At 63.0% G+C, this 25,261-nt stretch carries 28 protein-coding genes; 15 read left to right on the forward strand and 13 right to left on the reverse strand.

What is annotated here, in order from left to right; translation table 11 throughout:
* Positions 1 to 27: 27 nt before the first annotated feature.
* The 3 genes from EOA78_RS05060 (at position 28) to msrA (ending at position 2,461) form a co-directional block, all read left to right on the forward strand.
* Complete coding sequence (locus EOA78_RS05060; protein ID WP_127314154.1) at positions 28 to 1,077, forward strand: TadE/TadG family type IV pilus assembly protein; 1,050 nt, start codon at positions 28 to 30, stop codon at positions 1,075 to 1,077.
* Between the two features lie 264 nt (positions 1,078 to 1,341).
* The gene (locus tag EOA78_RS05065; protein WP_127314155.1) at positions 1,342 to 1,614 is read left to right on the forward strand and encodes a hypothetical protein; all 273 of its coding nucleotides are present in this window, start codon (positions 1,342 to 1,344) and stop codon (positions 1,612 to 1,614) included.
* 106 nt (positions 1,615 to 1,720) lie between these two features.
* Positions 1,721 to 2,461: a peptide-methionine (S)-S-oxide reductase MsrA gene (msrA, locus tag EOA78_RS05070; protein WP_127314156.1), complete on the forward strand. Its 741-nt coding sequence runs from the start codon at positions 1,721 to 1,723 to the stop codon at positions 2,459 to 2,461.
* A 186-nt stretch (positions 2,462 to 2,647) separates the two neighbouring features.
* Here the strand turns inward: msrA and EOA78_RS05075 are convergent, their stop codons facing one another.
* The 7 genes from EOA78_RS05075 to EOA78_RS05105 form a co-directional block, all read right to left on the reverse strand.
* Positions 2,648 to 3,373: an amino acid ABC transporter ATP-binding protein gene (locus tag EOA78_RS05075; RefSeq protein WP_127314157.1), complete on the reverse strand. Its 726-nt coding sequence runs from the start codon at positions 3,371 to 3,373 to the stop codon at positions 2,648 to 2,650.
* The gene (locus tag EOA78_RS05080; protein ID WP_127314158.1) at positions 3,351 to 4,010 is read right to left on the reverse strand and encodes an amino acid ABC transporter permease; all 660 of its coding nucleotides are present in this window, start codon (positions 4,008 to 4,010) and stop codon (positions 3,351 to 3,353) included. The genes EOA78_RS05075 and EOA78_RS05080 overlap by 23 nt, the downstream gene beginning before the upstream one ends.
* A gap of 10 nt (positions 4,011 to 4,020) precedes the next feature.
* Positions 4,021 to 4,692, reverse strand: coding sequence for an amino acid ABC transporter permease (locus tag EOA78_RS05085; protein WP_127314159.1), 672 nt, complete (start codon positions 4,690 to 4,692; stop codon positions 4,021 to 4,023).
* A 142-nt stretch (positions 4,693 to 4,834) separates the two neighbouring features.
* Positions 4,835 to 5,605, reverse strand: coding sequence for a transporter substrate-binding domain-containing protein (locus EOA78_RS05090; protein ID WP_206533411.1), 771 nt, complete (start codon positions 5,603 to 5,605; stop codon positions 4,835 to 4,837).
* Between the two features lie 200 nt (positions 5,606 to 5,805).
* Entirely contained in the window at positions 5,806 to 6,810 is a 1,005-nt protein-coding gene (locus EOA78_RS05095) for a cytochrome d ubiquinol oxidase subunit II (RefSeq protein ID WP_127314161.1), read from the reverse strand.
* 11 nt (positions 6,811 to 6,821) lie between these two features.
* Positions 6,822 to 8,180: a cytochrome ubiquinol oxidase subunit I gene (locus EOA78_RS05100; protein WP_127314162.1), complete on the reverse strand. Its 1,359-nt coding sequence runs from the start codon at positions 8,178 to 8,180 to the stop codon at positions 6,822 to 6,824.
* Positions 8,181 to 8,202: 22 nt separating this feature from the next.
* Positions 8,203 to 8,412, reverse strand: coding sequence for a hypothetical protein (locus EOA78_RS05105; RefSeq protein ID WP_127314163.1), 210 nt, complete (start codon positions 8,410 to 8,412; stop codon positions 8,203 to 8,205).
* On the opposite strand from EOA78_RS05105, the gene EOA78_RS05110 reads away from it, so the two are divergent.
* From EOA78_RS05110 to EOA78_RS05125, 4 genes are all read left to right on the forward strand, one after another.
* Positions 8,411 to 9,337, forward strand: a complete 927-nt coding sequence (locus tag EOA78_RS05110; protein ID WP_127314164.1) for an ABC transporter ATP-binding protein — start codon at positions 8,411 to 8,413, stop codon at positions 9,335 to 9,337. The genes EOA78_RS05105 and EOA78_RS05110 overlap by 2 nt on opposite strands.
* Positions 9,334 to 10,095, forward strand: a complete 762-nt coding sequence (locus EOA78_RS05115) for an ABC transporter permease (protein WP_127314165.1) — start codon at positions 9,334 to 9,336, stop codon at positions 10,093 to 10,095. The genes EOA78_RS05110 and EOA78_RS05115 overlap by 4 nt, the downstream gene beginning before the upstream one ends.
* A gap of 442 nt (positions 10,096 to 10,537) precedes the next feature.
* Positions 10,538 to 11,029 (forward strand): MarR family transcriptional regulator, encoded by a 492-nt coding sequence (locus EOA78_RS05120; protein WP_127314166.1) that lies wholly within the window; start codon positions 10,538 to 10,540, stop codon positions 11,027 to 11,029.
* A complete protein-coding gene (locus EOA78_RS05125; protein WP_127314167.1) occupies positions 11,026 to 11,706 on the forward strand; it encodes a GNAT family N-acetyltransferase in 681 nt (226 codons plus the stop codon). The genes EOA78_RS05120 and EOA78_RS05125 overlap by 4 nt, the downstream gene beginning before the upstream one ends.
* A gap of 145 nt (positions 11,707 to 11,851) precedes the next feature.
* Here the strand turns inward: EOA78_RS05125 and EOA78_RS05130 are convergent, their stop codons facing one another.
* A complete protein-coding gene (locus EOA78_RS05130; RefSeq protein WP_127314168.1) occupies positions 11,852 to 13,843 on the reverse strand; it encodes a PhoX family phosphatase in 1,992 nt (663 codons plus the stop codon).
* Between the two features lie 205 nt (positions 13,844 to 14,048).
* On the opposite strand from EOA78_RS05130, the gene EOA78_RS05135 reads away from it, so the two are divergent.
* From EOA78_RS05135 to EOA78_RS05150, 4 genes are all read left to right on the forward strand, one after another.
* Positions 14,049 to 14,387 carry a hypothetical protein gene (locus tag EOA78_RS05135; RefSeq protein ID WP_127314169.1) on the forward strand — a complete coding sequence of 113 codons (339 nt, stop codon included), beginning with the start codon at positions 14,049 to 14,051 and terminating at the stop codon, positions 14,385 to 14,387.
* Between the two features lie 12 nt (positions 14,388 to 14,399).
* A complete protein-coding gene (locus EOA78_RS05140; protein ID WP_127314170.1) occupies positions 14,400 to 15,101 on the forward strand; it encodes a phosphatase PAP2 family protein in 702 nt (233 codons plus the stop codon).
* A gap of 198 nt (positions 15,102 to 15,299) precedes the next feature.
* Positions 15,300 to 15,569 (forward strand): helix-turn-helix transcriptional regulator, encoded by a 270-nt coding sequence (locus EOA78_RS05145; protein WP_029347895.1) that lies wholly within the window; start codon positions 15,300 to 15,302, stop codon positions 15,567 to 15,569.
* Positions 15,570 to 15,687: 118 nt separating this feature from the next.
* Complete coding sequence (locus tag EOA78_RS05150; protein WP_127314171.1) at positions 15,688 to 17,403, forward strand: SulP family inorganic anion transporter; 1,716 nt, start codon at positions 15,688 to 15,690, stop codon at positions 17,401 to 17,403.
* 54 nt (positions 17,404 to 17,457) lie between these two features.
* On the opposite strand, the gene EOA78_RS05155 is transcribed toward EOA78_RS05150, so the two are convergent.
* Positions 17,458 to 18,405 (reverse strand): CHAD domain-containing protein, encoded by a 948-nt coding sequence (locus tag EOA78_RS05155; protein WP_127314172.1) that lies wholly within the window; start codon positions 18,403 to 18,405, stop codon positions 17,458 to 17,460.
* Complete coding sequence (locus EOA78_RS05160; RefSeq protein ID WP_127314173.1) at positions 18,402 to 18,875, reverse strand: CYTH domain-containing protein; 474 nt, start codon at positions 18,873 to 18,875, stop codon at positions 18,402 to 18,404. Before EOA78_RS05160 ends, EOA78_RS05155 begins: the two co-directional genes overlap by 4 nt.
* 90 nt (positions 18,876 to 18,965) lie before the next feature.
* On the opposite strand from EOA78_RS05160, the gene EOA78_RS05165 reads away from it, so the two are divergent.
* Genes EOA78_RS05165 through EOA78_RS05180 form a run of 4 tightly spaced genes read left to right on the forward strand, consistent with a single transcriptional unit; the run spans position 18,966 to position 22,676 of the window.
* Positions 18,966 to 19,664, forward strand: a complete 699-nt coding sequence (locus tag EOA78_RS05165) for a CerR family C-terminal domain-containing protein (protein WP_127314174.1) — start codon at positions 18,966 to 18,968, stop codon at positions 19,662 to 19,664.
* A complete protein-coding gene (locus EOA78_RS05170; RefSeq protein ID WP_127314175.1) occupies positions 19,661 to 20,614 on the forward strand; it encodes an HlyD family efflux transporter periplasmic adaptor subunit in 954 nt (317 codons plus the stop codon). Before EOA78_RS05165 ends, EOA78_RS05170 begins: the two co-directional genes overlap by 4 nt.
* Complete coding sequence (locus tag EOA78_RS05175) at positions 20,611 to 21,531, forward strand: ABC transporter ATP-binding protein (protein ID WP_127314176.1); 921 nt, start codon at positions 20,611 to 20,613, stop codon at positions 21,529 to 21,531. Before EOA78_RS05170 ends, EOA78_RS05175 begins: the two co-directional genes overlap by 4 nt.
* Positions 21,532 to 21,539: 8 nt before the next feature.
* Positions 21,540 to 22,676 carry an ABC transporter permease gene (locus EOA78_RS05180; RefSeq protein ID WP_127314198.1) on the forward strand — a complete coding sequence of 379 codons (1,137 nt, stop codon included), beginning with the start codon at positions 21,540 to 21,542 and terminating at the stop codon, positions 22,674 to 22,676.
* 115 nt (positions 22,677 to 22,791) lie between these two features.
* Here the strand turns inward: EOA78_RS05180 and EOA78_RS36880 are convergent, their stop codons facing one another.
* From EOA78_RS36880 to EOA78_RS05190, 3 genes are all read right to left on the reverse strand, one after another.
* Positions 22,792 to 23,487 carry an NAD(P)/FAD-dependent oxidoreductase gene (locus tag EOA78_RS36880; protein WP_281034031.1) on the reverse strand — a complete coding sequence of 232 codons (696 nt, stop codon included), beginning with the start codon at positions 23,485 to 23,487 and terminating at the stop codon, positions 22,792 to 22,794.
* On the reverse strand, positions 23,451 to 24,461 hold the full coding sequence (locus EOA78_RS36885; protein ID WP_281034032.1) for a cyclic nucleotide-binding domain-containing thioredoxin-disulfide reductase: 1,011 nt from the start codon (positions 24,459 to 24,461) through the stop codon (positions 23,451 to 23,453). Before EOA78_RS36885 ends, EOA78_RS36880 begins: the two co-directional genes overlap by 37 nt.
* 128 nt (positions 24,462 to 24,589) lie before the next feature.
* The gene (locus tag EOA78_RS05190; protein ID WP_127314177.1) at positions 24,590 to 25,252 is read right to left on the reverse strand and encodes a glutathione S-transferase family protein; all 663 of its coding nucleotides are present in this window, start codon (positions 25,250 to 25,252) and stop codon (positions 24,590 to 24,592) included.
* Positions 25,253 to 25,261 lie beyond the last annotated feature (9 nt).

Here is a 25,261-nt window from a genome sequence, read left to right on the forward strand (position 1 = left end):
ACCTGTCACCGTTTGGGGGGCCAAGCAATGCCACATTCTGGAAGCCATTTTCTCCGTTCCGAGAGCGGCTCCTTAGCGCCGATACTCGCCATCATGCTGATCCCCATGATGGCCGCTCTGGGCTTTTCAATCGACTACAACTCAGCCGTTGCGACCAAGGGATCGATGCAGAATGCGCTCGACGCCGCGACCCTGTCGATCACGACGCTGCCAACCAGCACGTCACTGGCGGACCGTCAGGTGAAGCTGCAGGAGTCGTTTACGGCTAATAGCGGGCAAGGCACCGCCAAGCTCGACAGCTTCGTCGTCGCCGCCGACGGCACCGCCAGCATCAATGCTTCGGCCAGCTTTGCCATGCCGACGAACTTCATGCAGATCGCCCACGTCGACACGGTGCAGATCGGCGTCGCGTCGGCGGTGCGCAAGCGGCCGGCGCTGGTGCAGACCACGTTCAAGGTCGACAAGGTGTCGGGCTATTGGAACAAGACGATGACGCTCTACGGCACGAAATTCGGCGAGACGGCGCTCAACCCATTGATGAAGATCAGCTATGTCTACAACAACTTTGGCGATCCGAAAGGCTACGGCACGTCGACAGTGTATACGGTCAATGGAGCGACGAGCACGAAGGTCCAGGAACAAAAATGCACGACCAAACAGGTGACCAACTTCAACAATTTGCCTACCGGCGCGATTACACAGACGAGCGGCAACAAGAAATACCTGACCACCTGCACCAACACCATGTATCCCCCGAACGGCGCCGGCGCGGTGATCGACGTCAGCCTGATGGATGTGCTGTATCTGCAAATGGATGTGCCGTCGGCCCAAATACCCAAGCTCAAGTCGAACGACGCGAACACATCGAACCGGTTGTACATCGACGGCGTTGAAGTCGCGAACGGCAAACTGGTGGACATCTTCACCGCCGTGCCGTGCGGCCAACCCAGCCAGCAGGCCTGGGAAGATGGCGGCAATCCCGTACCGGCTCCGGTGTCCAACGCCGACTTCTTCTACACCGTGACAGGCAAATGCGATTTCAATCAGCGGCCTTCGCAAACAGTGCTTACGCAATAGGCCGACAGCTGCGGCGCGCCCGAACGGAGCGGGTCCGCACAGCATCTCAACGCCGTCCGGCCGCCCCGGGCGGCGTTTTTGTTGCAGGCAACCGCTGCGAAGTTCGACGTTTGGCTTCCCCGTTGTGGGAGGGGCCCGTTGTGGGCCCGTTGTGGGAGGGGAAGGAGTGATCACGAAGCGGTGATGGCTGTAACGAAGGCCCACGCCGCGGCGAAGAGCTGATGTGATCGCCATTCCGGCGCGCCACCAACCTGGGAGACCATCATGACCAACCGCCCGACCTTGCCGGCGCTCGCCTTCGCGCTTTGCTCGACGGCGCTTTTTGCCGGCGGCATTGCGCGCGCCGAAGATGCGATGAAGCCGGCCGGTGCGATGGCGACTGACGCCATGAAGCCGGCGACCGACGCGATGAAGCCCGCGGATCCGATGGCGGCCGAAAAGATGAAGGACTGCATGGACAAGGCTGCCATGGAAACCGACGCGATGAAAAAGGACGCGGCGACCAAGACCTGCAACGAAATGGGGACGGCCAAGTAGGCCGCGTCCGGAACGGGGCGCGGCCGATGCACGCGCCGCACGGCAATGTGAAACCGCGACGGACCTATCTGTCGTATAGTCTTAAACTCATGCAGGGAGATCAGAGATGACCGGCATTGAAAAAACCGCCGCGAAACGATTGACGAACGTCGCCAGGGGCGCCCTTGCGGCGCTGATGCTCGCGGCGGCCGGCGCCGCCTTGTGGCAGACGCCGGCAATCTCGGCCGAGAAGGCGGTGGTGATCCCACCGCCGGCGATGGACGAAAAACCTGCCGCCGACACCGCCAAGGCGATCTTCGCCGGAGGCTGTTTCTGGGGTGTGCAAGGCGTGTTCCAGCACGTCAAGGGCGTGACCAGCGCCGTGTCCGGCTATTCCGGCGGCGACAAGGACACCGCCGTCTACGAGACGGTCGGCACCGGTCGGACCGGGCACGCCGAAGCCGTCGAGATCACCTACGAGCCGTCCAAAGTCACTTACGGCCAGTTGCTGCGGGTGTATTTCTCGGTCGCGCACAACCCGACGCAGCTGAATTACCAGGGTCCGGACCGCGGCCCCCAATACCGTTCGACGATCTTTGCCGAAAACGATGCACAGAAGAAAATCGCCGAGAGCTATATCGCGCAGCTCGACAAGGCCAAGGTGTTTCCAGAGCCGATCGTGACTACGCTGGAGACCGGGAAAACCTTCTATCCGGCCGAGGACTATCACCAGGATTTTTTGACGCTGAATCCGACCTACCCCTATATCGTCTACAACGACCTGCCCAAAATCGAGAATTTGAAGACGCTCTTCCCAGACCTTTACAGGGAAAAACCGGTGCTGGTGCTGGCCGCCAACAAGAGCTGATCTTCTGCCAGCGTGTACTTGGTGCGTCTAAGTGGACGCACGTCGGCGTGAGGTGTGTTGAGATTCAGGTTAGGCCGAGCCGAAAATGGTGGATTCCGAGAACCGGAACGGAGCGTACTTTCGTGTACGTGAGTACCGGAAGCGCAGGGAGCCGCCGTTTGCAGGCCGGCTGAATATCAATATAGCTTATTGCACGCCCAGAAACTGTCGGAGTTCAGGCGTCCTGGGATTGGCGAAGACGTCCTCGGGGGCGCCGATCTCGTGGACGCGGCCCTGATGCATGAACACGACGCGCGAGCAGACGTCGCGGGCGAAGCGCATCTCGTGGGTGACCATCACCAGCGTCATCCCTTCCGCGGCCAATTCCCTGACGACAGCCAGCACTTCGGCAACGAGTTCGGGGTCGAGCGCCGAGGTGATTTCGTCGCATAGCAGCGCGATGGGCTGCATGGCGAGCGCCCGGGCGATGGCCACGCGCTGCTGCTGGCCGCCGGACAATTCGTCCGGCAAGGCGTCGAACTTGTGGGCGAGACCGACTCGGTCGAGCATTTTTCGCGCGACCGATTCGGCGTCCTTTTTCGGCGTCTTCTTCACCACCATCTGCGACAGCATGACGTTGCCGCCTGCGGTGAGATGCGGGAACAGATTGAACTGCTGAAAAATCATGCCGACCTTCAGGCGCAGCGCCTTGAGATGCACCTCGTCGGGCAGGAACTGGGCGCCGGCGACGACGATCGAGCCTTCGTCGATGGTCTCCAGCCCGTTGATGCAGCGCAGCAGCGTCGACTTGCCCGAGCCGCTCTTGCCGATGATGGCGACGACCTCGCCCGACGCGATGTCGATGGAAATCCCCTTCAGCACCTCGTTATCGCCGAAGCGCTTCTTCACCTCAGTGATTGCGATGAGCGACATTGAGCTTCCTTTCCAGGAGCTGGCTCGATTTCGACAGCGGCCAGCACAAAGCGAAGTAGATGAGCGCGACCAGTCCATAGACGGTGAACGGCTGGAATGTGGCGTTGGTGACGATCGAACCGGCCTTCGATAATTCGACGAAGCCGATGATGGATGTGAGCGCGGTGCCCTTCACCACCTGCACCGAGAAGCCGACGGTCGGCGGCACCGCCACTTTTAGCGCCTGCGGCAGGATGATGTAGCGCATCTGCTGGAGATAACCCATGCCGAGGCTGGCGGACGCCTCCCATTGACCCTTGGCGATGCTCTCGACGCAGCCGCGCCAGATTTCGGCGAGGAAGGCGGCGGTCCACAGGATGAGCGCGACACAGGCGGCAAGCCAGGCGGGAACGTCGATGCCGAACAGGCCAAGGCCGAAGAAAGCGAGAAAGAGCTGCATCAGGAGCGGGGTGCCCTGGAACAGCTGGATGTAGCCGCGTGACAGCAGCCGCAGCCACTGCCGGCCGCCGATGCGCAGGAAAAGCAGGGCCGCACCGACAATGCCGCCACCGATGAAGGAAACCAGCGAGAGGACAACGGTCCAGCGGGCGGCCAGAAGCAGGCTGCGCAGGATGTCCCAGAAGCTGAACTCGGTCATGGCGCCTGTCTCATCGCGACGCCTTCCTTGGAAACAGCATCCAGCCCAGGCCGGCCAGCAGCTGGCGCAGCAGGATGGCGAGGGCCAGGTAGATCAGGGTCGAGACGATGTAGGTTTCGAAGGCCCTGAAGTTGCGCGACTGGATAAAGTTGGCTGCAAAGGTCAGGTCCTCGGCGGCAATCTGCGAAACGACGGCCGAACCCAGCATGACGATCACGATCTGCGATGACAGCGCAGGCCAGATGCGCTGCAGCGCCGGGACCAGAACCACATACCAGAAGCTCTGGAACGGCGTCATGGCCAGGCTCGCGCCGGCTTCGAACTGGCCGCGTGGCGTGGCCTGGATGCCGGCGCGGATGATTTCGCAGCTGTAGGCGCCGAGATTGACGATCATGGCGAGATTGGCGGCGGTCAGTTCCGACATCCTGATGCCAAGCGACGGCAGCCCGAAGAAGATGAAGAACAGCTGGATGAGGAAGGGCGTGTTGCGGATCAGCTCGACATAGGTCGCGACGACGGGTTTTAGCCATTTCGGCCCCAGCGCCCGCACCCAGGCGCAGGCAATGCCCAGGGCCACGCCGAACACCGCGCCGATCACGATGAGCTGCACGGTGATCCGGATGCCCTTCAGCAGCACCGGCAGAGAACCGATCAGCCAGCCGAAATCGAACTGATAGGTCATGGCTTGCTATCTGACCTAGAGCGGTTCCGGTTCTCTTGGAACCGGTAACTCGCTCTAACTGCTTGTTTTGCCGCATTTATGCGGACGCCAAATGGTTCCATTTGGCTGCAAAATGCTCTAAGCCACACGCGGCGAGCGGCGATCACAGGTCAGCCGGCAGGTCGACCTTCAGCCATTTTTGCGAAATTGCATTGAGGGCGCCATCGGACCTGGCAGCGGCGATGATGCCGTTGATCTTGGCCATCAACGCCGGCTCTTCCTTGTTCATGCCGATGTAGCAAGGCGAATTCTTGATCAGGAATTTGAGCTCCGGCCGCTTGGGCGGGTTCTTTTCGAGGATGGCGGCGGCGACGACATTCCCGGTCGCGATCACCTCGACCTGGCCCGAAAGGAAAGCGGAAATAGTGCCGTTATTGTCCTCGTAGCGCTTGATCTCGACGCTCGCGGGCACGACCTTGGTCAGTTCGAGATCTTCGATCGCGCCGCGGGTGACGCCGACGGTCTTGCCGGCGAGGTCTTCTGCCTTCGCGACCGCGACATCCGCCGGAGCGAACACGCCATTGTAGAAGGGGGCGTAGGCTTCGGAAAAGTCGATGACCTTCTCGCGATCGGGATTCTTGCCGAGACTGGAAATGACCAGGTCGACCTTGTTTGTCTGAAGATAGGGAATGCGGTTGGCGCTGGTGACCGGGACGATCTCGACCTTGGCGCCGAGCTTTTCGCCAATAAGATTGGCGATATCGATGTCGTAGCCTTGCGGCGTCATGTCGGCACCGACACTGCCGAAGGGCGGGAAATCCTGTGGCACCGCGATGCGGATGGTGCCCCGCGTCCCGATGTCGCTCAAGGCGTCAGCCCGCGCCTGCGGAAGCGGAGCCATGGCGATTCCAGCCACGGCGGCGAAGGCCAGCATGCACACATTGCGACGGTTCATTACTTTTCCTTTGACTGAGCAAAACCAATTGGTCGTCAGGGCAAAGCAACAGGCATGCCAAACCATCGAAATCGGCGCGAATCGGGCTTTCTCAAGAGGATCGGGGAAGGCTTTCTTCACGACCCAATGCCGCTCGACTGGCAGGCCGCCTAAATATTGTGCAGTGCGGCGGTTGCCTCTCAGTCGTAGGTCAAATCCGTCGCCTTGCCGCCGAACACGCGGTAGGCATAAAACGAATAGAAAATGATGACCGGCAGCACGACCACCGTCCCGGCCAGGATTATGGCGAGGCTTTCCGGCGCGGACGCCGCCTGCCAGATGGTCAGCCTGTCGGGCACGACGAAGGGATAGAACGACCAGGCGAGCCCGGCAAAGCCCAGCGTGAAGATGGCGGCCAGTGTCAAGAACGGCGTCAGCGCGTGGCGGTCGTCCGCTTTAGGCAGGTGAAAGGTCTGCCGCCACAGCCAGGCGAACAGCACCGCCGACAGGATCGGCAGCGGCGACAAATAGAGCATGGCGGGCCAGACGAACCATTTGTCGAAGATGCGCGGACTGGCGAGCGGCGTGGCCAGCGAGACGGCGACCATGCCGAGCGCGGTCAGCACCAGCGCCCGGCGCAGCCATAGCACCGCCTTCTTCTGCAATTCGCCTTCCGTCTTGTAGATGACCCAGGCCGCGCCCATCGCCGCATAGGCGGCGGCAAGGCAGAGCGCCACCAGAGCGCCGAAGGCCATGCCGCCGAGGCCGACATCCAGGCCCAGCACATAGATTCCCAGCATGTAGCCCTGCGCCAGCGAGGCGATGACCGAGCCCAGGAAGAAGACGCGGTTCCATCGATGCTTCCGGCCGGCCGGCACCTTGGCACGGAAATCGAAGGCAACGCCGCGCAGGATCAGGCCGACAAGGAGCAGGAAGACCGGAATGTAGAGCGCGGTGAGGATGGTGCCGTGCGCCAGCGGGAAGGCGACCAGCAGCAGGCCGACGGCCAGCACCAGCCAGGTCTCGTTGGCGTCCCAGAACGGGCCTATTGCCGCGATCATCGTGTCCTGCTCGGCGTCTTCAGCGGCCGCGAACAGGATGCCGATGCCGAGATCGAAGCCGTCGAGGATGACGTAGATCAGGATGGCAAGGCCCATCAGGCTGGCGAAGATGAGGGGGAGCAAAGTCGGCCAGTCGAGGGTCATCACCGTTCTCCCTATTTTGCCGCCGGTTGCGACAGCGGCGCGTCGAGAACGCCCGGCAGCGGCGAGGTATCGCCGTCCTTCGCCGCCTTCAGCGCCAGATAGACCAGCACGCCGAGATAGGCGATCAGAAGCAGCGCGTAGAGGATGAGATAGACCGCAAGCGAGAGCGCGACCTGGCTGCCGGCGACCGGGCCGACCGCATCGACGGTCTTGAGCACACCGGTGACCAGCCAGGGCTGGCGGCCGATCTCGGTGGTGTACCAGCCGGCCAGCGTCGCCAGCCAGCCGGACAGCGCCATCGGCACCATAACCAGCGCCAGCGGTTTTGGCAGGCTGTGGCGGCGCTTGAGGAAAAAGGCGGCCGACCAGGAGACGACGAGCATCAGGACGCCGATGCCGACCATGATGCGAAAAGCCCAGAACACCGGGAAGACCGGGGGATGGTTGCCGGCATAGTCGTTCAGCCCCGGCACGACGCCACTGGCGCTGTGCCTGAGGATGAGGCTGGCGCCATCGGGGATGGCGACTTCGAATTTGTTCTCCCTTGCCGCCTCGTCGGGAAGCGCGAAAAGGACCAGCGGCACGTTGGGGCCGGTGTTCCAGTTGGCCTCCATGGCGGCGATCTTCTGCGGCTGATGCTCGAGCGTGTTGAGGCCATGCTGGTCGCCGGCGAAGATCTGAATGGGGATCAGGATCGCCGCGGTGAAGACCCCGGTGCGCAAGGCCTTCCACATCGATTCCGAGCGGTCGCCATAGAGATAGCGCAGCGCCGACAGGCCAGCGATCAGGAACGAAACCGTCAGGCCGGAGGCAAGCAGCATGTGGACGAGCCGGTAGGGCATCGACGGGTTGAACACGATCGCCCACCAGTCGGTAGCGTGGGCTACGCCGTTGCGCATCTCAAAGCCGACCGGCGTCTGCATCCAGGAATTGAGCGCGATGATCCAGAAGGCCGACAGGGTGGTGCCGCCGGCCACCAGCACGGTTGCCAGCGTGTGGATGCGGTTGGAGACGCGGCGGAAGCCGAACAGCATGATGCCGAGGAATGCTGCCTCGAGGAAGAAGGCGGTGAGTATCTCATAGGCGAGCAGCGGGCCGGCTATGTTGCCGACGGTCTCCATGTAACCCGGCCAGTTGGTGCCGAACTGGAAGCTCATGGTGACGCCCGAAACCACGCCCATGGCAAAGGACAGCGCGAACACCTTCACCCAGGTGAAATAGGCGCGCATCCAGGCGGTATCGCCTGTGGCGTTGTAGCGAAGCTTGAAGAACAGCAGCATCCAGCCAAGCGCGATGGTGATAGCCGGAAACAGGATATGGAACGAGATGTTCGCGCCGAACTGGATGCGCGAAAGGATGAGCGGGTCCATGGCGGCTCCGGCTGCTGCTATGTCAGGGAAGATAGGCCGGATGCGCCAAACGGTCAAAGCGGCGTGGCGTCACGCGAGGCGGAACGCCGCAGGGCTGCGGCAGCGGTGAATGCGTTTTTCGCACGCCACTGTCCAGAACTGTCAGGAGTACCATTGACTTCCGGCAGCGCGCACCGACATTCAGCGGACTAAAATCAACAGTTCTCCTTTCAAGCAGCCGTTTTTCAGCCATGCCATCCATTATTTCCATTTCCGGGGTCACCAAGACCTACGCCACCGGTTTCAAGGCGCTGAAGGAGATCAACCTCGATATCGAGCGCGGCGAGATCTTTGCGCTGCTCGGGCCTAATGGCGCCGGCAAGACGACACTGATCTCGATCGTCTGCGGTATCGTCAACCGCTCGTCGGGCACGGTCAGCGTGGACGGCCACGACATCAGCCGGGATTATCGCACCGCGCGCAGCCTGATCGGGCTGGTGCCGCAGGAACTGACCATCGACGCGTTCGAGAGCGTGTGGGCGACGGTCAACTACAGCCGCGGCCTGTTCGGCAAGCCGGCCAACCATGCCTTCGTCGAGAAAGTGCTGCGCGACCTGTCGTTGTGGGACAAGAAGGACGCCAAGGCGATCACGCTATCGGGCGGCATGAAGCGGCGGCTGATGATCGCCAAGGCGTTGTCGCACGAACCGAGAGTGCTGTTCCTCGACGAGCCGACAGCCGGCGTTGACGTCGAGCTGCGTCAGGATATGTGGGCGATGGTGCGCCGGCTGCGCGAGGATGGCGTCACCATCATCCTGACCACGCACTATATCGAGGAGGCCGAGGCGATGGCCGACCGCGTCGGCGTCATCAATAGAGGTGAGATCGTGCTGGTCGAGGGCAAGGCCGAACTGATGCGCACGCTCGGCCGCAAAAGGCTGTTGCTGGAACTGCGCGGTCCGCTCGCCACCCTACCCGAGTCGCTTTCGCGCTACGCGCTGGAGCTTTCGCCGGGCGGTGATCGACTGACGTACACCTATGACAACCAGAGCGAAAGGCCGGGCGTCGCCTCGCTGCTCCGCGACCTTGAGACGGCCGGCATCCAGTTCCGCGATATCGACACGCAAAACAGCTCGCTCGAAGAGATCTTCGTCAATCTGGTGAGGAAGGACGCATGAACCTGCGAGCAGTCTGGGCGATCTACAAGATGGAGATGGCGCGCGCCTTTCGGACCGTGCTGCAGAGCATCGTCTCGCCGGTCATCTCGACATCGCTCTATTTCGTCGTCTTCGGCTCGGCCATCGGCTCGCGCATCACCGAGATCGACGGCATCAGCTACGGCGCCTTCATCGTGCCGGGGCTGATCATGCTGTCGCTGCTGACGCAGTCGATCTCCAACGCCTCCTTCGCCATCTACTTCCCGAAATTCGTCGGCTCGATCTACGAGCTGCTGTCGGCGCCGGTGTCCTATCTGGAGATCATCATTGCCTATGTCGGGGGTGCGGCGACCAAGTCGATCATACTCGGCCTGATCATCCTGGGGACCGCGTCGCTGTTCGTGCCGCTGACTATCGAGCATCCGTTCTGGATGCTCTCCTTCCTGGTGCTGACGTCGGTGACCTTCAGCCTGTTCGGTTTCATCATCGGCATCTGGGCGAGAAGCTTCGAGCAATTGCAGCTGGTGCCGCTGCTGATCATCACGCCGCTGACCTTCCTTGGCGGCAGCTTCTATTCGATCGACATGCTGCCCGGCATCTGGCGCACGGTGACGCTGTTCAACCCCGTCCTCTATCTGGTCAGCGGTTTTCGCTGGAGTTTCTACGGCAAGTCCGACGTCTCGATCGGCATCAGCCTCGGCATGACCGTGGTTTTCCTGCTTATCTGCATAGCGATCGTCGCGTGGATATTCAGGACCGGCTACCGGCTGCGGAACTGATCGGCCTTCGCGAATTTCGACCCCTCCCGTCCCGACTTCGTCGGGCCACCTCTCCCGCTCCGCGGGGGCTAGGAACCGAGACCCTGCAAACAGTGTCCGATTTGCCATGCAGTGCGGTGCCGAAGGTAATTGACTGTGCGGCTGCCTCAAATCGCCTTGACCAGGCGGAGCAATCCCAGCATGGAGGCCAGCCCATGGCCTCGAATCAGTCGCCTTGGCGTGATCGATTACCGATCATATCGCGCAAGCGCCATATAGAATGCAATCGGCGCCGACTGAAGGGAAATCTCCGCCAAATGGCGGCTCATGGCAGCGGCCTCCATCCCGAAGTCATCAGCCGGATCGGGCCGCGCCTCATGGATCGCCCCTCATGGGTCGCGCGCTTTGACTTTCTATGCAATGTTATATATTATGTTATAGATTAAGTAGGGACGAGTTGATTATGGAAGACGTCATACGGTCTCTTGGTTTCCTGTGCCTGGGCAGCAGGTTCAAGCGTATAGGCGAGCAATTGCAGGCGGATACGCAGCGAGTTCTCGATCGCCTGGATGTCCCGGTTCAATCGAGCCAGTATCCACTCCTAGCCGCGCTCGACAGGCTGGGGCCCCTGCCCGTCGGTGAACTGGCCCAGGCTCTTGGGATTGCGCAGCCGGGCGTCACACGAAGCGTGGCTCTTCTGGCCGAGCTGGGATTGGTCGAAGTCAGCCCGTCGAACAATGACCAAAGGCGCAGGATTGTCGCCCTCACGCGGAATGGTCGACGGCTGGTCGATGTTGCGAAGCGCGACGTCTGGCCACGTATCGAGAAGGCCGTCGCGGATTTGTGCGTAGACCTTTCGGGGCCGCTTCTCGATCAACTGGCCGCAATCGAGGACGGCCTCGCTGCGGCTCCCCTCCACCGTCGTGCAGGAAGGGCCGTGGGTTCCGTGCAATGAAACATGTCCTCGACCGCCCGATCTGGAACGCGCTCGCGACACGACATCAGGCCTTCGCGCAAGGTGACAACCTTGCCAAGCGATACCGGCCGTCAATTGTTTCTTTTGCAGCCACCGCCGCCGATGACCCGGAAAGCCTGCAAGCGCTCGGCAGGCTTATTCCACCGTATGAGAGCGCCATCCTGGTTCAGGCGGACGCCATTGCCCTGCCGGCGAGGTTTTCTGTGATTTCCACTGCTGCCCTGGTCCAGATGATTGCCGAGCCGCCATTGCAGATCGTGTCCGACGAGCGCGTGCAACGCATGACGCGCGACGATGCCGCCGAGATGCTCGCCTTGGCGTCGATCACCAAGCCCGGGCCATTCACGCTCGAGGCTTTGAACCTTGGCGATTTCTGGGGTGTGAGAATCGGAGGCAGACTGGTGGCGATGGCCGGCGAACGCATGAAGCAGCCCGGCTACACCGAGCTTAGCGGGGTGTGCTCACATCCGGAGTTTCGCGGCGGCGGCCTAGGCAGGCTGCTGTCCCTGTTCGTGGCAAGCCAGATCATGGCGCGCGGCGAAATACCATACCTTCACGCCTATGCCAGCAACGCAGCGGCCATAGGCTTGTACGAATCCATTGGCTTCAGATTGAGAAGCACGATGAATATGGCCGTGGTTCAACGCGATGGATAATTGCCGAGAGCGTGTTTGGTGGCCGGATCGCGTTTGACGATCTCGACGATGATGTGGGCCCTCTCCCCTTTTCTCAAACACCTTTTAAGGGAGAGAAGGGATTTCGTATCAGCGAAATCCCCCTCTGAGGCCGCAAAGCCCTGGGTCAGACCGCGATCTTGCCGCCGCCCTGTTTGGTGATGGCGACGACCGACGGCCGCACCGGCATATCGGGCTTGAAGTCAGGCCAGCGGGTCGACGGGTCCTCGTAGTAAGAGGGACGGCCAAAAGCCTCCCAGTCTTCGCCGCCATCGGCCGGATGCTGAACCGCGACGAAGGCGGTCTGGTCGTCGGGCGTGAATAGCGGGCCGCACATTTCGGCGCCGATCGGCACGCGGAAGAACAGCTTTGATGTCGCCCGCGCCTCGCCTTCGGTGTCGACCGCCCACAGGCCATCGGTGCGGCCGGTGGCCTTCGGACCCTGGCCGTCGGTGGCGACCCAGAGCCGGCCGGCCGAATCGATGGCGCAATTATCCGGCATGCCGAACCACCCATTGGCGGTCGTTGCGGTCGAGAAGGTGGCGCCGACTTCGGCCACTGAGGGATCGCCGCACTTCAACAGCACTTCCCACTTGCCCTTGGCGGCAGTGAAATCGCCACCGTCCTCGACGATCTCGATAATGTGGCCGAAGGCGTTTTCGGCGCGCGGATTGGCGGCGTCGACCTGGTCCGTTTTGCGCTTCGAATTGTTGGTCAGCATGACGTAGACCTTGCCGGTCGTCGGATTGGGCTGGATGTCCTCGGGGCGGTCCATCTTGGTGGCGCCGAGCAGGTCGGCGGCACGGCGCGTCTCGATGAGCACGTCGGCTTGGCTGGCAAAGCCGTTCTCCGCCGTCAGCGGCCCCTGGCCGAAGACGATGGGCAGCCATTCGATCGACCCGTCCTCGGCGAATTTGGCGACGTAGAGCGTGCCGTCGTCGAGAAGATTCATGTTGGCGGCGCGGTCCTCGGCGTTGAACTTGTCGGCCGTGACGAATTTATAGACATAGTCGAAGCGCTCGTCGTCGCCGAGATAGAAGACGACACGGCCATCCTTGGCGACGATCGATTCAGCACCCTCATGCTTGAAGCGGCCCATGGCAGTGCGCTTCCGTGGCACCGAGGTCGGATCGTTGACGTCGACCTCAACGATCCAGCCGAAGCGATTAGGCTCGTTCGGCTCCTTGCCGATGTCGAAGCGGTCGTAATGCGCACCCCATTCATAGGCGCCTTCGGGAATCCCCAGGCGCTTGTAGTTGGCGGCCTCCTTGTGGCCTTCTGGCAGCTCGCCCGAGAAATAGCCGTGTATGTTTTCCTCGGCCATGACGTAGGTGCCCCAGGGCGTGACGCCGCCGGCACAGTTGTTGACGGTGCCGAAGACCTTTGTGCCGGTCGGATCGGCACTTGTCTTGACGCGGTCGTGGCCGGCGACGGGGCCGGACAGTGCCATCTCGGTATTCGAGGTGATGCGGCGGTTGAGCTTGCCGTCGCGCACCACCTGCCATTTGCCTGATACCTTGCGGATCTCGACGATGGTGCCGCCATGCGCGGCCATCTCGATATCGACCTGTTCCTTGCTCAGCGGCGCTTGCTTGGCCTCGCCCTCGACGATGGTGACGAGGCCCGGGAACATCAGATGCGGATTGGTGTATTCGTGGTTGACCACCAGCAGACCATGCTCGGCCGAGCCGTCGATCGGGATATAGCCGACATAGTCGTTGTTGTAGCCGAACTGTCTTTCCTGGGCCTGCCCCGACTGTTTTGTTGGATCGAATTCCGGCGAATCGGCAAACAGCGGATCGCCCCAGCGCAACAGCACGTCGGCGTCATAGCCGGCGGCGACATGATGCTTGTCGTCCACGCCTGCCTCGACCTCGTCGAAGCTGAAGGCCGAGCCGCCGGCGGCGCGGGCATCGTCGGCGAGGATCAGCGCCAGCGGGCTGACGGTGGCGGCGATGGCGGTTGCCGCGAGCGATCCCTGCAGGAAACCACGGCGCGAGAACCGCGCGGCGATGATCTCGCCCATCGTCTGGTTGTCGGTGGGATTGGCTCCCGGCCCACCGTTTTCCTCGAGCAGGCTGGTGCGGAAATGGGCGTTTGGGGAGCGATGTTCTGTCATGGGCTTGCCCTCTGGCTTTCTTTGGGATGGCTTGAGCGTGCTGCTTGACTGACCGCGTATCGCCGGCAGATCACAGTTTGATGACATTGCCGGCCAATTTCCAGCCCCGATTTCGTGTCCATGATCAGCCTCGCTTGACCGCGACCCGAGCTTCGGAAACAACATCTGCGGCAAGCGTGGAAGGACCGCGTCGAGAGGGAAAAAAGTGAGTTTCTGGGGACTGGGGCAGCTCGGCATTTCGACGGTGATCTTCCTGCTGGCGGCGACGGCGGCCAAGCAATGGGGACTGGCGCCGAGCCTCGGCAAGATCGTTCTGACGCTGGCGCTCTATTCGGCGGGCAATCTGATCATGCTGAGGCTGATCCGTGAATTCGGCATGTCGGTGTCGTTCAGCCTGTCGGCGGTGATCCAGCTGGTATCGGTGAACGTGGTGGCACTGGTGTTCTTCGGCGAGCGCGTCAATGCGTTGCAGGGCACTGGCATCGTGCTCGCCGTCGCAGCGGTGGCGCTGATCACGCTCGGTCCCTATCTGCAAAGGCCGTAACTGCGAGGGCCGATGAAGAATACCGCAAGCAAGCTGTTCAACTGGCTCGAATTCCCGGTGCTGCTGGCCGGACTGGTCCTCGCCGGCGGACTTTGGGGATTCGAGGAACTGATGGAGGTGGCGCGAGACACCACGCCGCACGCCTTCGATACGGAAATCCTGCTCGCCTTCCGTGAAGCGGGCCAGCCCGACAATCCGATCGGACCGCTATGGCTGGAAGGGGCGATGCGCGACATCACCAGCCTCGGCAGCGCCAGCGTGCTCGTGCTGATCACGGCCGCCGTGATCGTCTATCTGCTGCTGATCCACAGGCCGGGACCGGCGTTTCTCGTCCTCGTCGCGGTGGCGGGCGGGCAGGCCCTGTCGAGTACGCTGAAGCTCGGAATCGACCGGCCGCGCCCCGATCTGGTCTCGCATCTCGCCGACGTGGCATCGCTTTCGTTTCCGAGCGGCCACGCGATGCTGTCGGCGGTGACATATTTGACGCTGGGCAGCATGGCGTCGCGCTTCCTGCCTGGGCGAACGACCAAGATCTATGTGCTGGCACTGGCGGTGCTGACGACCCTGCTGGTCGGCATCAGCCGCGTCTATCTCGGCGTTCATTGGCCATCCGACGTGCTGGCCGGGTGGTGCGCCGGCTTCGCCTGGGCGATGCTGTGCTGGCTGGCCGCATGGGCGTTACAGCGATGGCGCGGGCGGCCCGACGGCGCCTGAAACGGCCGTTCAGAACGACGCTGCGCTAATTTTCCTCGAAGTTGCAGCGGCTGGGGCCTGCTGTCCTAGCTGGCGCGCAGGCTCTGCAGGACGCAAAATGGTATGGCGCGCATGTCTGACATGTGCATCGTGATGCTTGAACCATCACAATGATGATATTATACATGGGCTGGAGACTCAGACGGGGGTTTTTAGCCGATGATCACTGCCGCGCAGATGCGCGCCGCAAGGGCGCTGGCCGGCATCGATCAGAAGACGCTCGCCGAGCGCGCCGGGGTTTCGCTTCCAACCATCCAGCGCATGGAAGCGAGCGACGGCGTCGTCAGGGGCGTAGTCGACACGCTGATGAAGGTCATCCAGGCCCTCGATGAGGCCGGCGTGGAACTGATCGGCGAGAACCAGGCCAGCGAGCGCGGCGGCAGGGGCGTGCGCCTCAAGCCGATCGTGCCGAAGAACCCGCCAGGCTGAGTCGATAAAAGTCGCGACGGCGACCGCCGACAGTCCTGCCGACGATCTCGCCGCCTTGGTTTTTATGCATGTCGTTGCCCCACTTTGAGCAACCTGCATCAGGAGCGGAAGGCAGTCCATGGATCGGCGGGCAATTCATCAACCGGCGCGGCCAACATTTTCCGAACTGTTCACGCCGAAACTGGTGACGGTGCTGCGCGAGGGCTACACATCAGAGCATTTCAAGGCCGATGCCATCGCCGGACTGACCGTGGCCATCGTCGCGCTGCCGCTGTCGATGGCGATCGCGATCGCGTCGGGCGTGACGCCGGAGCGCGGGCTCTACACCTCCATCATCGGCGGCTTCCTCGTCTCGGCGCTCGGCGGCAGCCGCTTCCAGATCGGCGGGCCGGCCGGCGCCTTCATCGTGCTGGTGGCGGCAACGGTGGCGCGGGTCGGTGTCGACGGGTTGCTGCTGGCGACGATGATGGCCGGCATCTTCCTGCTCGCCATCGGCTATCTCAGGCTTGGCACCTACATCAAGTTCATTCCCTATCCGGTGACCGTCGGCTTCACCGCCGGCATCGCCATCATTATCTTTTCCGGCCAGATCGTCGAGCTGTTCGGGCTGAAGCTCGCCGGCAAAGAGCCTGGACCGCTGGTGCCGAAGCTGATGGCTATCGGCGAGGCGGCCGGCACGATCAATGTCGCCGCCACCTTCGTCGCCGTACTGACTATCGTCGCCATTGCCCTGATGAAGCGGTGGCGGCCGAAATGGCCCGCCATGCTGATCGCCATAGGTCTGGCTTCGCTCGTCGTAGCGCTGTTTTCCCTGCCCGCCGAAACGATCGGTACACGCTTCGGCGGCATCCCGCGCAGCCTGCAAATGCCGGCCTTTCCGCCAATCAGCTTCGATAGGGCGATCGACGTCCTGCCGGACGCCATAGCCTTTGCGCTGCTCGGCGCGATCGAATCGCTGTTGTCGGCGGTTGTCGCCGATGGCATGACTGGAAGGCGGCACCGCTCCAATTGCGAACTCGTGGCGCAGGGCTTTGCCAACATCGCGTCCGCCCTGTTCGGCGGCATCTGCACCACCGGCACCATCGCCCGTACGGCGACCAATGTGCGGGCCGGCGCGCATGGACCGGTATCGGGCATGATCCACTCGGCCATCCTGCTTGCCCTGATGCTGGTGGCGGCACCGCTGGCCAGCTACATCCCGCTGGCAGCCCTTGCCGGCGTGCTGGCGGTGGTGTGCTGGAACATGTTCGAGAAGCAGGCCTTTGCCACGTTGCTGCGCGCTTCGCGCGGCGACGCGCTGGTACTGATGGCGACCTTCCTGATTGTCATCTTCCGCGACCTCACCGAAGGCATCGTCGTCGGCTTCGCCCTGGGCTCGATCCTGTTCATCGACCGCATGGCCAAGAGCATAGCGGTTGAGCCGGACCAGAGACTGGTGCAGGACGATGTCGCCGACAGAACCGGCTCCGTCAACGCATACGATTCCAGCGAAGCGAGCGACGCCGACACCGTTGTCTACCGGATTTCGGGCGCCTTTTTCTTTGGCGCCGCCTCGACTGTCGCTACCGTGCTGGACCGCATCGCCGACCAGCGCAAGAACTTCATCCTCGACTGCTCGGCCGTGCCGTTCTTCGATTCGACGGCTGCCAACGTCATCGAGGGCGCCGCGCACAAGGCGAGGCGCGCCGGCGTGCGCTTCATCATATCAGGCGCTTCGCCGCAGACACGTCGCATGCTGATCAACCACGGCGTCAAGCGGCCGCTGGTGACATACGCCGCCTCGATCCGGGATGCGCGGGCGCAACTGAAAAAAGCCGCCCCGGGAGAGGTCTAAACCTCCTCCTCATTTGTCAACGATGTCGGGACGGACACCGACGCAAGGACCGCGTCAGCCTGCGGCGCCCGGCGCACTGGCGTCTTCGTGCGGCGCACCGGCCAGATCGTCGCGCACTTTGCGCGCGAGTTTCCTTGTCGAGCGCCTGGGGCTGTCGCCGAACAGATCGGCTGCCGCGGCGAGACAAGTCTTTTTCAGGCTTTTCTCCGAGCGCTTCAACAGCTTGCTCAGGAGCCGCGTTTCTTGAGGAGAGCCGAGCGGCCGGTCGTCGGCTTCGAGAAGCGTACGCAGGACGAACACATCATGCAGTTCGCCCAGTTTTTCGCCGAGTTCGTCGACCGCCTTGCGCCGGGCCTTGATCGGCGTCGGCCACAGCCTCCCGAGCAGCGACAGATGCATGCCGTGAGTCTTTGCCGCCTTACGCAGATCGTGGAAATCGTCGGCCTCACCCCGGGAGCCAGCCTTGTCCAGCGCCTTTCTGGCGCGACGCAGAGTGATGCGGGCGCCTTCGGCAAGCACATCGGCGGCCTGTTCGGGCTGGTCGGGCAAGGCCAGCGCATCGATCCGGCCGATGCCCTCCTCGCAGGCGGCAATCGCTGCACCTATCGCGGCGCCGAGGCCAGCGCCGCCATGCAAATCCTGCTGGCGGGCGACAAGCCTGTCGCGGACCTCATCGAGACCGCCGCCTGCACCGTGTTCGGGAAAGCTTGCCGCCAGCCGGTCGATGGTCTCGACCAGCGCGGTTGCCTCGCGCGGGCCTGCCAGCAGAGCCGACACCTGGCGGTAGCACTGGTTCTCGGTCCGGCAGAATGTTTCGTCTCCGGAACGGACCAAGCGCAGCAAGGCACGAACGTTCTTCAGCCGCTTGCGGCATTTGTGCAGCGCCTGCTCCGGCCTGTCATGCGCCGCGTCCAGATGGACGAGCGCCTTGCCGATCTCCTCAGCGAGGATGCGCCTGACCTCGCCGGTCAACGGCAGGCGCGGATCGATGCGATAGCTCATGCGGCGATCTCCGGAATCCCCTCGAGGGCGAGCGACGCGTTGTAGAACCTGTGCTCGCCGGTGACTTCGCGGCCGAGCCAATCTGGCAGCATTTCATCCTGCACGTCCTGCGGCGTCTCAAGCTCGGCGACCACCAGACCGCTAAGCATCCCGCCGAAGACATCGACTTCATAGAGATGGCCGCGATGCCTAACATGGTGGCGTGTCTTCTCGATGACACGTCCGATGGCGAAGGCCAGCATCTGTTCCGCCTCCGCCAGAGGGATCGGATATTCGAATTCGTCGCGTTCGCGGGCCTTGCTGCCGAATTTGAGCGTCAGCTTTGCCGAGGCGCCATCGCTGATGCGCACGCGGACCGAGCGGTCGGGTGCGGCGGCGAGATAGAACTGGCGAATGCGGATGTCCGCCTCGACCAGATCCCGCCACTGCGCGCCGGAGACCAGGAACTTGCGCTCGATTTCCTTGACCATGGCTTCGCACTAAAGCGCGTGCGGCTGGAGATGGCAAGATGGACGTAGGTGGGATTGACTTTAATCATTCGATTGATTAAATCGTCCGTTATGAGTAAGCCAACAAACGCAAAAATCCTGCGTCGCGAGGCATCTCCCGCCGACATGACGCGCGCGGCACTTGTCCGCGCGGCGCTGAAGCTGTTCGGACGCCAGGGTTTCGACGGCACATCGACGCGGGAGATCGCGGCTGAGGCCAAGGCCAATATCGGCTCGATCGCCTACCATTTCGGCGGCAAGGAAGGGCTTCGCGCGGCAGCGGCCGATTATATCGTCGACACCATCCAGACCATTGCCGGCCAGGCGATCGGCAATCTGCAGGCGCCGAGCGATTCAGAAGCGGGCGACCCCGAAGCGGCGCGGGCACAACTGTTCACCGCATTGGAGCGGATGGTGGCCTTTATCGTGGCAAGGCCGGAGGCCGGTGAGATCGTGCAGTTCGTCCTGCGTGAACTTTCGCATCCGACGGCGGCACTCGACCGCATCTATGACGGCGTGTTCGAGCCGACGCATCGCCGGCTCTGTCTGATTTGGGAGCAGGCGACGGGCGAGCCGGCCGAAAGCGAGGCTACCCGACTCACCGTGTTCACGCTGATCGGCCAGGTCGTCTATTTCCGCATCGGTCGCGAGGCGGTGATGCGCCGCATGGGCTGGCGCGCGATCGGCGACGCCGAGGCCACCAAGATCGCGGCGGCGGTGACGGATAACCTAGGGGCCATATTGGCCGCCCGGAAGGATCGTAGGTCATGAGTTTCCTCTGCTCTCTGCCGCTCGCCGCCCTGCTTTTCAGCGCCTGCGCACCGGCGGCGCCGCTCGCCGTCGGCTATGTCGAGGGCGACTATGTGCTGCTCGCGCCGATCGAGGTGGCGCAGGTGGAGACGATTTCGGTCAAGCGCGGCGACCGCGTCGTGCCGGGCACGCCGGTGGTGACGCTGGAAAGCGCCGACGCAAGAATAGCCGTCGCGCAAGCCGAGGCGGCCCTTGCCCAGGCCCAGGCGCAACTTGCCGACCTGCAGGTCGGCAAACGGCCGGAAGAGATTGAGGTGCTCAAGGCGCAGGTCGACATGGCCAAGGCGCAGGCCGCAGACGCCAAACGCAGATACACCCGCGCCAGCGACCTGTTCAAACGCGGCACCGGCACGCAGGCCGATTTTGACACCGCCTCGGCCACGCTGGAGACAGCCAATGCGCAGGTCGGCCAGGCGGAAGCCAATCTCGCCGTCGGCGGCCTGCCGGCACGGCCCGAAACGATCAAGGCGGCCGAGAATCAGGTCAGCCAGGCGCAATCGACGCTGGAGCAAGCGCGCTGGCGGCTGTCGAAGCGCGTACTGGCGGCGCCGTCGCCCGGCCGCGTCAGCGACGTGATCCGCAATCCGGGCGACACGGCCGGCCCGACCGCGCCGGTCATTTCGATACTGCCGGACGGCGCCGTGAAGCTCAGCGTCTATGTGCCGGAAAGTGCGTTCTCGTCGGTGAAAGTCGGCACGCTGCTCAATGTTCATTGCGACGGCTGCGGGCCGGACGTGAAGGCTCGCGTCAGCTACGTGTCGCCGGATCCGGAATTCACGCCACCGGTGATCTACTCACTCGAGACCCGGCAGAAGCTGGTCTATCTGGTCGAGGCACGGCCGGAGGGCGATGCCAGCGCGCTGCAACCGGGGCAGATCGTCGATGTCGATCTGGGAGATATCGGCAAATGAACGCCATCGATGTCCATGGCTTGGTCAAGCGTTTTGGTGACAAGACCGTCGTAGACCATGTGACGATGACGGTGGCTGAAGGCGAGATCGTCGGCTTCCTCGGCCCGAACGGCTCGGGCAAGACGACGACCATCCGCATCATGTGCGGCCTGCTGACGCCGGACGAGGGCGAAGGCACGGTGCTCGGCTTCGATATTCGCACCGACAGTCTGAGGATCAAGCGCGAAGTCGGCTACATGACGCAGAAATTCTCGTTCTACGAGGATTTGACCATCGCCGAGAACCTTGAATTCGTGGCGCGGCTCTATGGGTTGAAGCCGCTCGACGAGCATGTCGGCAGGACTCTGGAAGATCTTGGCCTCACCTCGCGCAAGGACCAGTTGGCCGGCACGCTGTCCGGTGGCTGGAAGCAGCGGCTGGCACTGGCCGCCTGCATCATGCACAACCCCAGATTGCTGTTGCTCGATGAGCCGACGGCGGGCGTCGACCCGAAGGCGCGGCGTGAATTCTGGGACGAGATCCATCGGCTGGCCAGCGGGGGGCTGACCGTGCTTGTCTCCACGCATTACATGGACGAGGCCGAGCGCTGCCACCGCATCAGTTACATCTCCTACGGCAAGATGCTGGCCACCGGCACGGTCGACGAGGTGGTCAGGAATGCCGGGCTGACGACCTTCGTCGTGCAGGGTCCGCGGCTTGACCAGGTTGCTGCCGCACTCAGCGATCGCCCCGGCGTCGACCAGGTGGCGCCGTTCGGTGCGACGCTGCACGTTGTCGGCTCCGACAAGAACACGCTTCAGGCAGCGCTCGCCGATGTCGAGAAAGAGCACAAGGGCGTCACGGTGACGCCGGGCGAGACCAGCCTGGAGGATGTGTTCATCCAGTTCATGTCCGGCTCGAAGGACAACATGGGATGAGAAACGGGATAAACAGCGTCTTTTCCTTCGCCAGGCTCGGCGCGCTGCTGACCAAGGAGTTCATCCAGATGCGGCGCGACCGCATCACCTTCGCCATGATGCTGGGCGTGCCGCTGATGCAGCTGGTGCTGTTTGGCTATGCCATCAACAACGATCCGAAGAGCCTCCCGGCAGCCTTGGTGGCGACGAGCAGCGATCCTTACACGCGGGCCATGGTTTCGGCGCTGCAGACCACCGGCTATTACAGGTTCGACCGTGTCGCGCAAAGTGCCGCCGAGGCGGAATTCCTGATGGCGCGTGGCGACGTCGCCTTCGTCGTCACCATCCCCGCCGATTTTGCGCGGCGGGTCGAGCGCGGCGACCAGCCGCAGATTCTGATCGAAGCGGACGCGACCGACCCGGCCGTCGCCAGCGGTGCCATCTCGACGCTCGGTACCGTCGCCAACCAGGCGCTGCTCCGAGCACGCGGCATGCAGCAGACAGCCGCCGAGGCTGCCCGGGGCCAACTCGAAGTGGTGGTCCACCGGCGCTACAATCCGGAAGGCATCTCGCAATACAACATCGTGCCCGGCCTGCTTGGCGTCATCCTGCAGATGACGATGGTGATGATGACCTCGATCGCGCTGACACGCGAGACCGAGCGCGGCACGATGGAAAACCTTCTGGCGATGCCGTCCAGCCCGCTCGAGATCATGCTGGGCAAGGTGCTGCCCTATCTGGCGGTCGGCGCCGTGCAAGTTGTGGTGGTGCTGGCGGCGGCGAAGCTTTTGTTTGCCATTCCGTTCACCGGGTCAATATCGCTGCTGCTGACGGCAGTCCTGATCTTTGTGCTGGCGCTGGTGCTGCTCGGCTACACCATTTCGACGATGGCCCGCACGCAGATGCAGGCGCTGCAGCTCACCTTTTTCTTCTTCCTGCCGTCGATCATGCTATCCGGTTTTATGTTCCCCTATCGCGGCATGCCTGGCTGGGCCCAGGTTTTCGGCGAGGTCCTGCCGCTGACGCATTTTCTGCGCATCATCCGCGCGGTGATGCTGAAGGGCGCCGAACTGCCGGCGGTCGCAACCGAGATCGGCTGGCTCGTCGTGTTCGTGGCGCTGTTTGCCGGTGTGGCACTGGTGCGGTTCCGCCGGACGCTGGACTAAGGTCAAAACTCAGTCTGACTGGCTGCCGTCAATGGCCGAGCTGGGTGGACCTTGCCGTTTGAATCGCTCGGCGGCTACCAGCACGGGGCGCATGAGCGGACTTTGCCGGCCCTGTCTAGGTTCGGCTGCGGTGGGCCTTGTCTTCATTCGCCAGATACTGGTGGACGAACGCAATCGCCATGCTGCCCTCTCCGACAGCTGACGCAACCCGCTTGACCGGGCTCAGTCGTACGTCGCCGCAGGCAAAGACGCCGGGCGCGCTGGTCTCGAGCAGATAGGGGTCGCGCTCCTGCGACCAGCCGCCGGCCTTCTTCACATCGTCGCCGGTCAGCACGTAGCCGCGGGCATCGCGCACGACGTCGGCCGGCAGCCACTCGGTCTCTGCGTTGGCGCCAATGAAAACGAACAGCCCGCCGCAATCGTGCCGGCTCACCTCGTTGGTGGACTTGTCGAGAATGTCGATCGCCGTCAGGTGAGTCTCACCGTGCACGGCCTGGACTTCGGACCGAAGCTGGACTTTTACGTTCGATTTCGCCCTGAGCTGCTCGATCAGGTAGTGGGACATGCTGTCTGCAAGCGCCGGGCCGCGCACGAGCAGTGTCACGCTGCGCGCATGGCCCGAAAAATGCAGTGCTGCCTGGCCGGCCGAGTTGCCGGCGCCGATCAGGAAGACGTCCAGTCCATGGGTGGTGCTTGCCTCGCTGCGCGCGGCTCCATAATAGACGCCCTTACCAATAAGCCGGTCGAACCCGTCGATGGCGAGACGACGCCATGTCACGCCTGTCGCAAGAATGAGGCTGCGCGCCCGCACGGCATCGTACCGTCGAGAAACAGCTGGTGAGTCGCCGGGTCGATGCCGGCGACGGAGCGGGTGACCAGGATTTCGGCGCCCAGCCGCCGCGCCTGCTGCAGCGCGCGGCTAGCCAGTTCGTCGCCGGAGATTCCGCTGGGAAAGCCGAGATAGTTCTCGATCCGCGACGATGTCCCCGCCTGTCCGCCGGGCGCCTCGCGCTCGACGACGATCGTGCGCAGCCCCTCGGATGCGCCGTAGACCGCCGCGGCAAGGCCGGCCGGCCCGCCGCCAATGATCGCGACATCGTATTCGGCGCCGCGCGGGCGCGTCTGCAGCCCGAGGCGCATGGCAAGATCGCGTACGGCGGGATTTTCCATGATCTCTCCGTCCGCCAGCCGGGCAACGGGACCATCGAGAGCCGGCCTGCCCAGGGCAGACCAGAAAGCCTCGGCATCGGATGTGTCGGGCAACAGCCAGGAGAATGAGATCTGGTTGCGGGCCAGAAACCGGCGCAGATCACCGCACGCGGTGTCCCAGCGATGGCCGACCAATGTCACGCGCGGCTTCTGCGGCTCGGCAGTGACGCTCTGCAGCCCGCCCATCCGCTCACGGGCAAGCGCGCTGAGCTTTTGCGCCACGTCCTTTGAGACCGCGGCGATGGAGTAATATTGCTGAACCTCGAGGCGCATGACGCGGGACGGCTCAGTGGCGCGATACCCGCCCGGAAAACCGGAGCCCAGGGCAATCGGCACCTCACCGAAGATCGTTCCCGGCAGCCGCCAGCCGAGCGTCCGCTCGACGCCGTCGAAGGTCTTTACGACTTCGATCCTGCCGGCGAGAACCGCAAACAGGGCGGCCTCTCCGCCCTCGTGAACCGCGAACTCTCCGGGGCTGAGATGGAGGTCAGCCGCTGTCCGCGCCAGTCGCTCGAGCTCGCCCGGCGGCAAACCCGAAAACAACGGGATTGCTCCCACTTCACCAACTGTCAGCATGGTCCCTCGCGGGAGCCAGTTAGCGTTGTTTTGGGGTTTGATCAACAGAAAAGGCGGAGTCTCGCCTTTAGTGGGTAGCGTGGAGCAGCACGGTTTGAAAGCGCATTGGGTTGTGCCGATAGGCATGATCATTCGGATCGAGGTTCATGCGGGTTTGCCGGGACCGGCGGCAATTCAGGCGCGTCCAGGCCTTGGAAAGGATTGCGCCAAGCGTCGATTTCTTCAAACTGACGATACCAGCGGCTGACAGAAGGATAATCGTCGAGCGGCAATCTGGCGACATCGTTGAAGGGCAGAAACGTCGCCATTCGAAAGTCGGCATAGGAAACCGAATTTTCGACCAGCCATTCTCGCTCGGAAAGCTCGGCCTCGAGTGTTGCAGCGGCCGTGCGGAAGTCTCTCAGCCCCTCTTCAACCCGGTGCTGATCAATCGGGCCGAGCCCAAACCGCTGTTTGGTCCCGCGTTCAAAATGCACGACTTCGCAAGCTCTCGCGAAGTTCTCCTTACCCCAACTGAGCCATCGGATCATCTCGGGTTCATCGTCGCCGGTGCGCCAGAGATCCGAATGCGCGTCGCGTGAAAGCCGGCAGGCTATGGCATCGGCCTCCCAGAGGCTTTTTCCCGAGCCTACGAGTATGGGCAGTGAAAGATTTGGATTTAGCGGGCGATATCGCTCAGCCTGCCCGGGAGCGAAGGGGGAGGCGAATTCAAACTCGATCTTCGCGTTGAGATAGCGCGCTACCGCGACCGCGAGGCGGGGATTGGGATTGCGGCTGAAGTACAGCTTCATTGCATGTCA

Source organism: Mesorhizobium sp. M5C.F.Cr.IN.023.01.1.1 (assembly GCF_003997585.1).
In the GTDB taxonomy this organism is placed as follows: Bacteria; Pseudomonadota; Alphaproteobacteria; order Rhizobiales; family Rhizobiaceae; genus Mesorhizobium; species Mesorhizobium wenxiniae.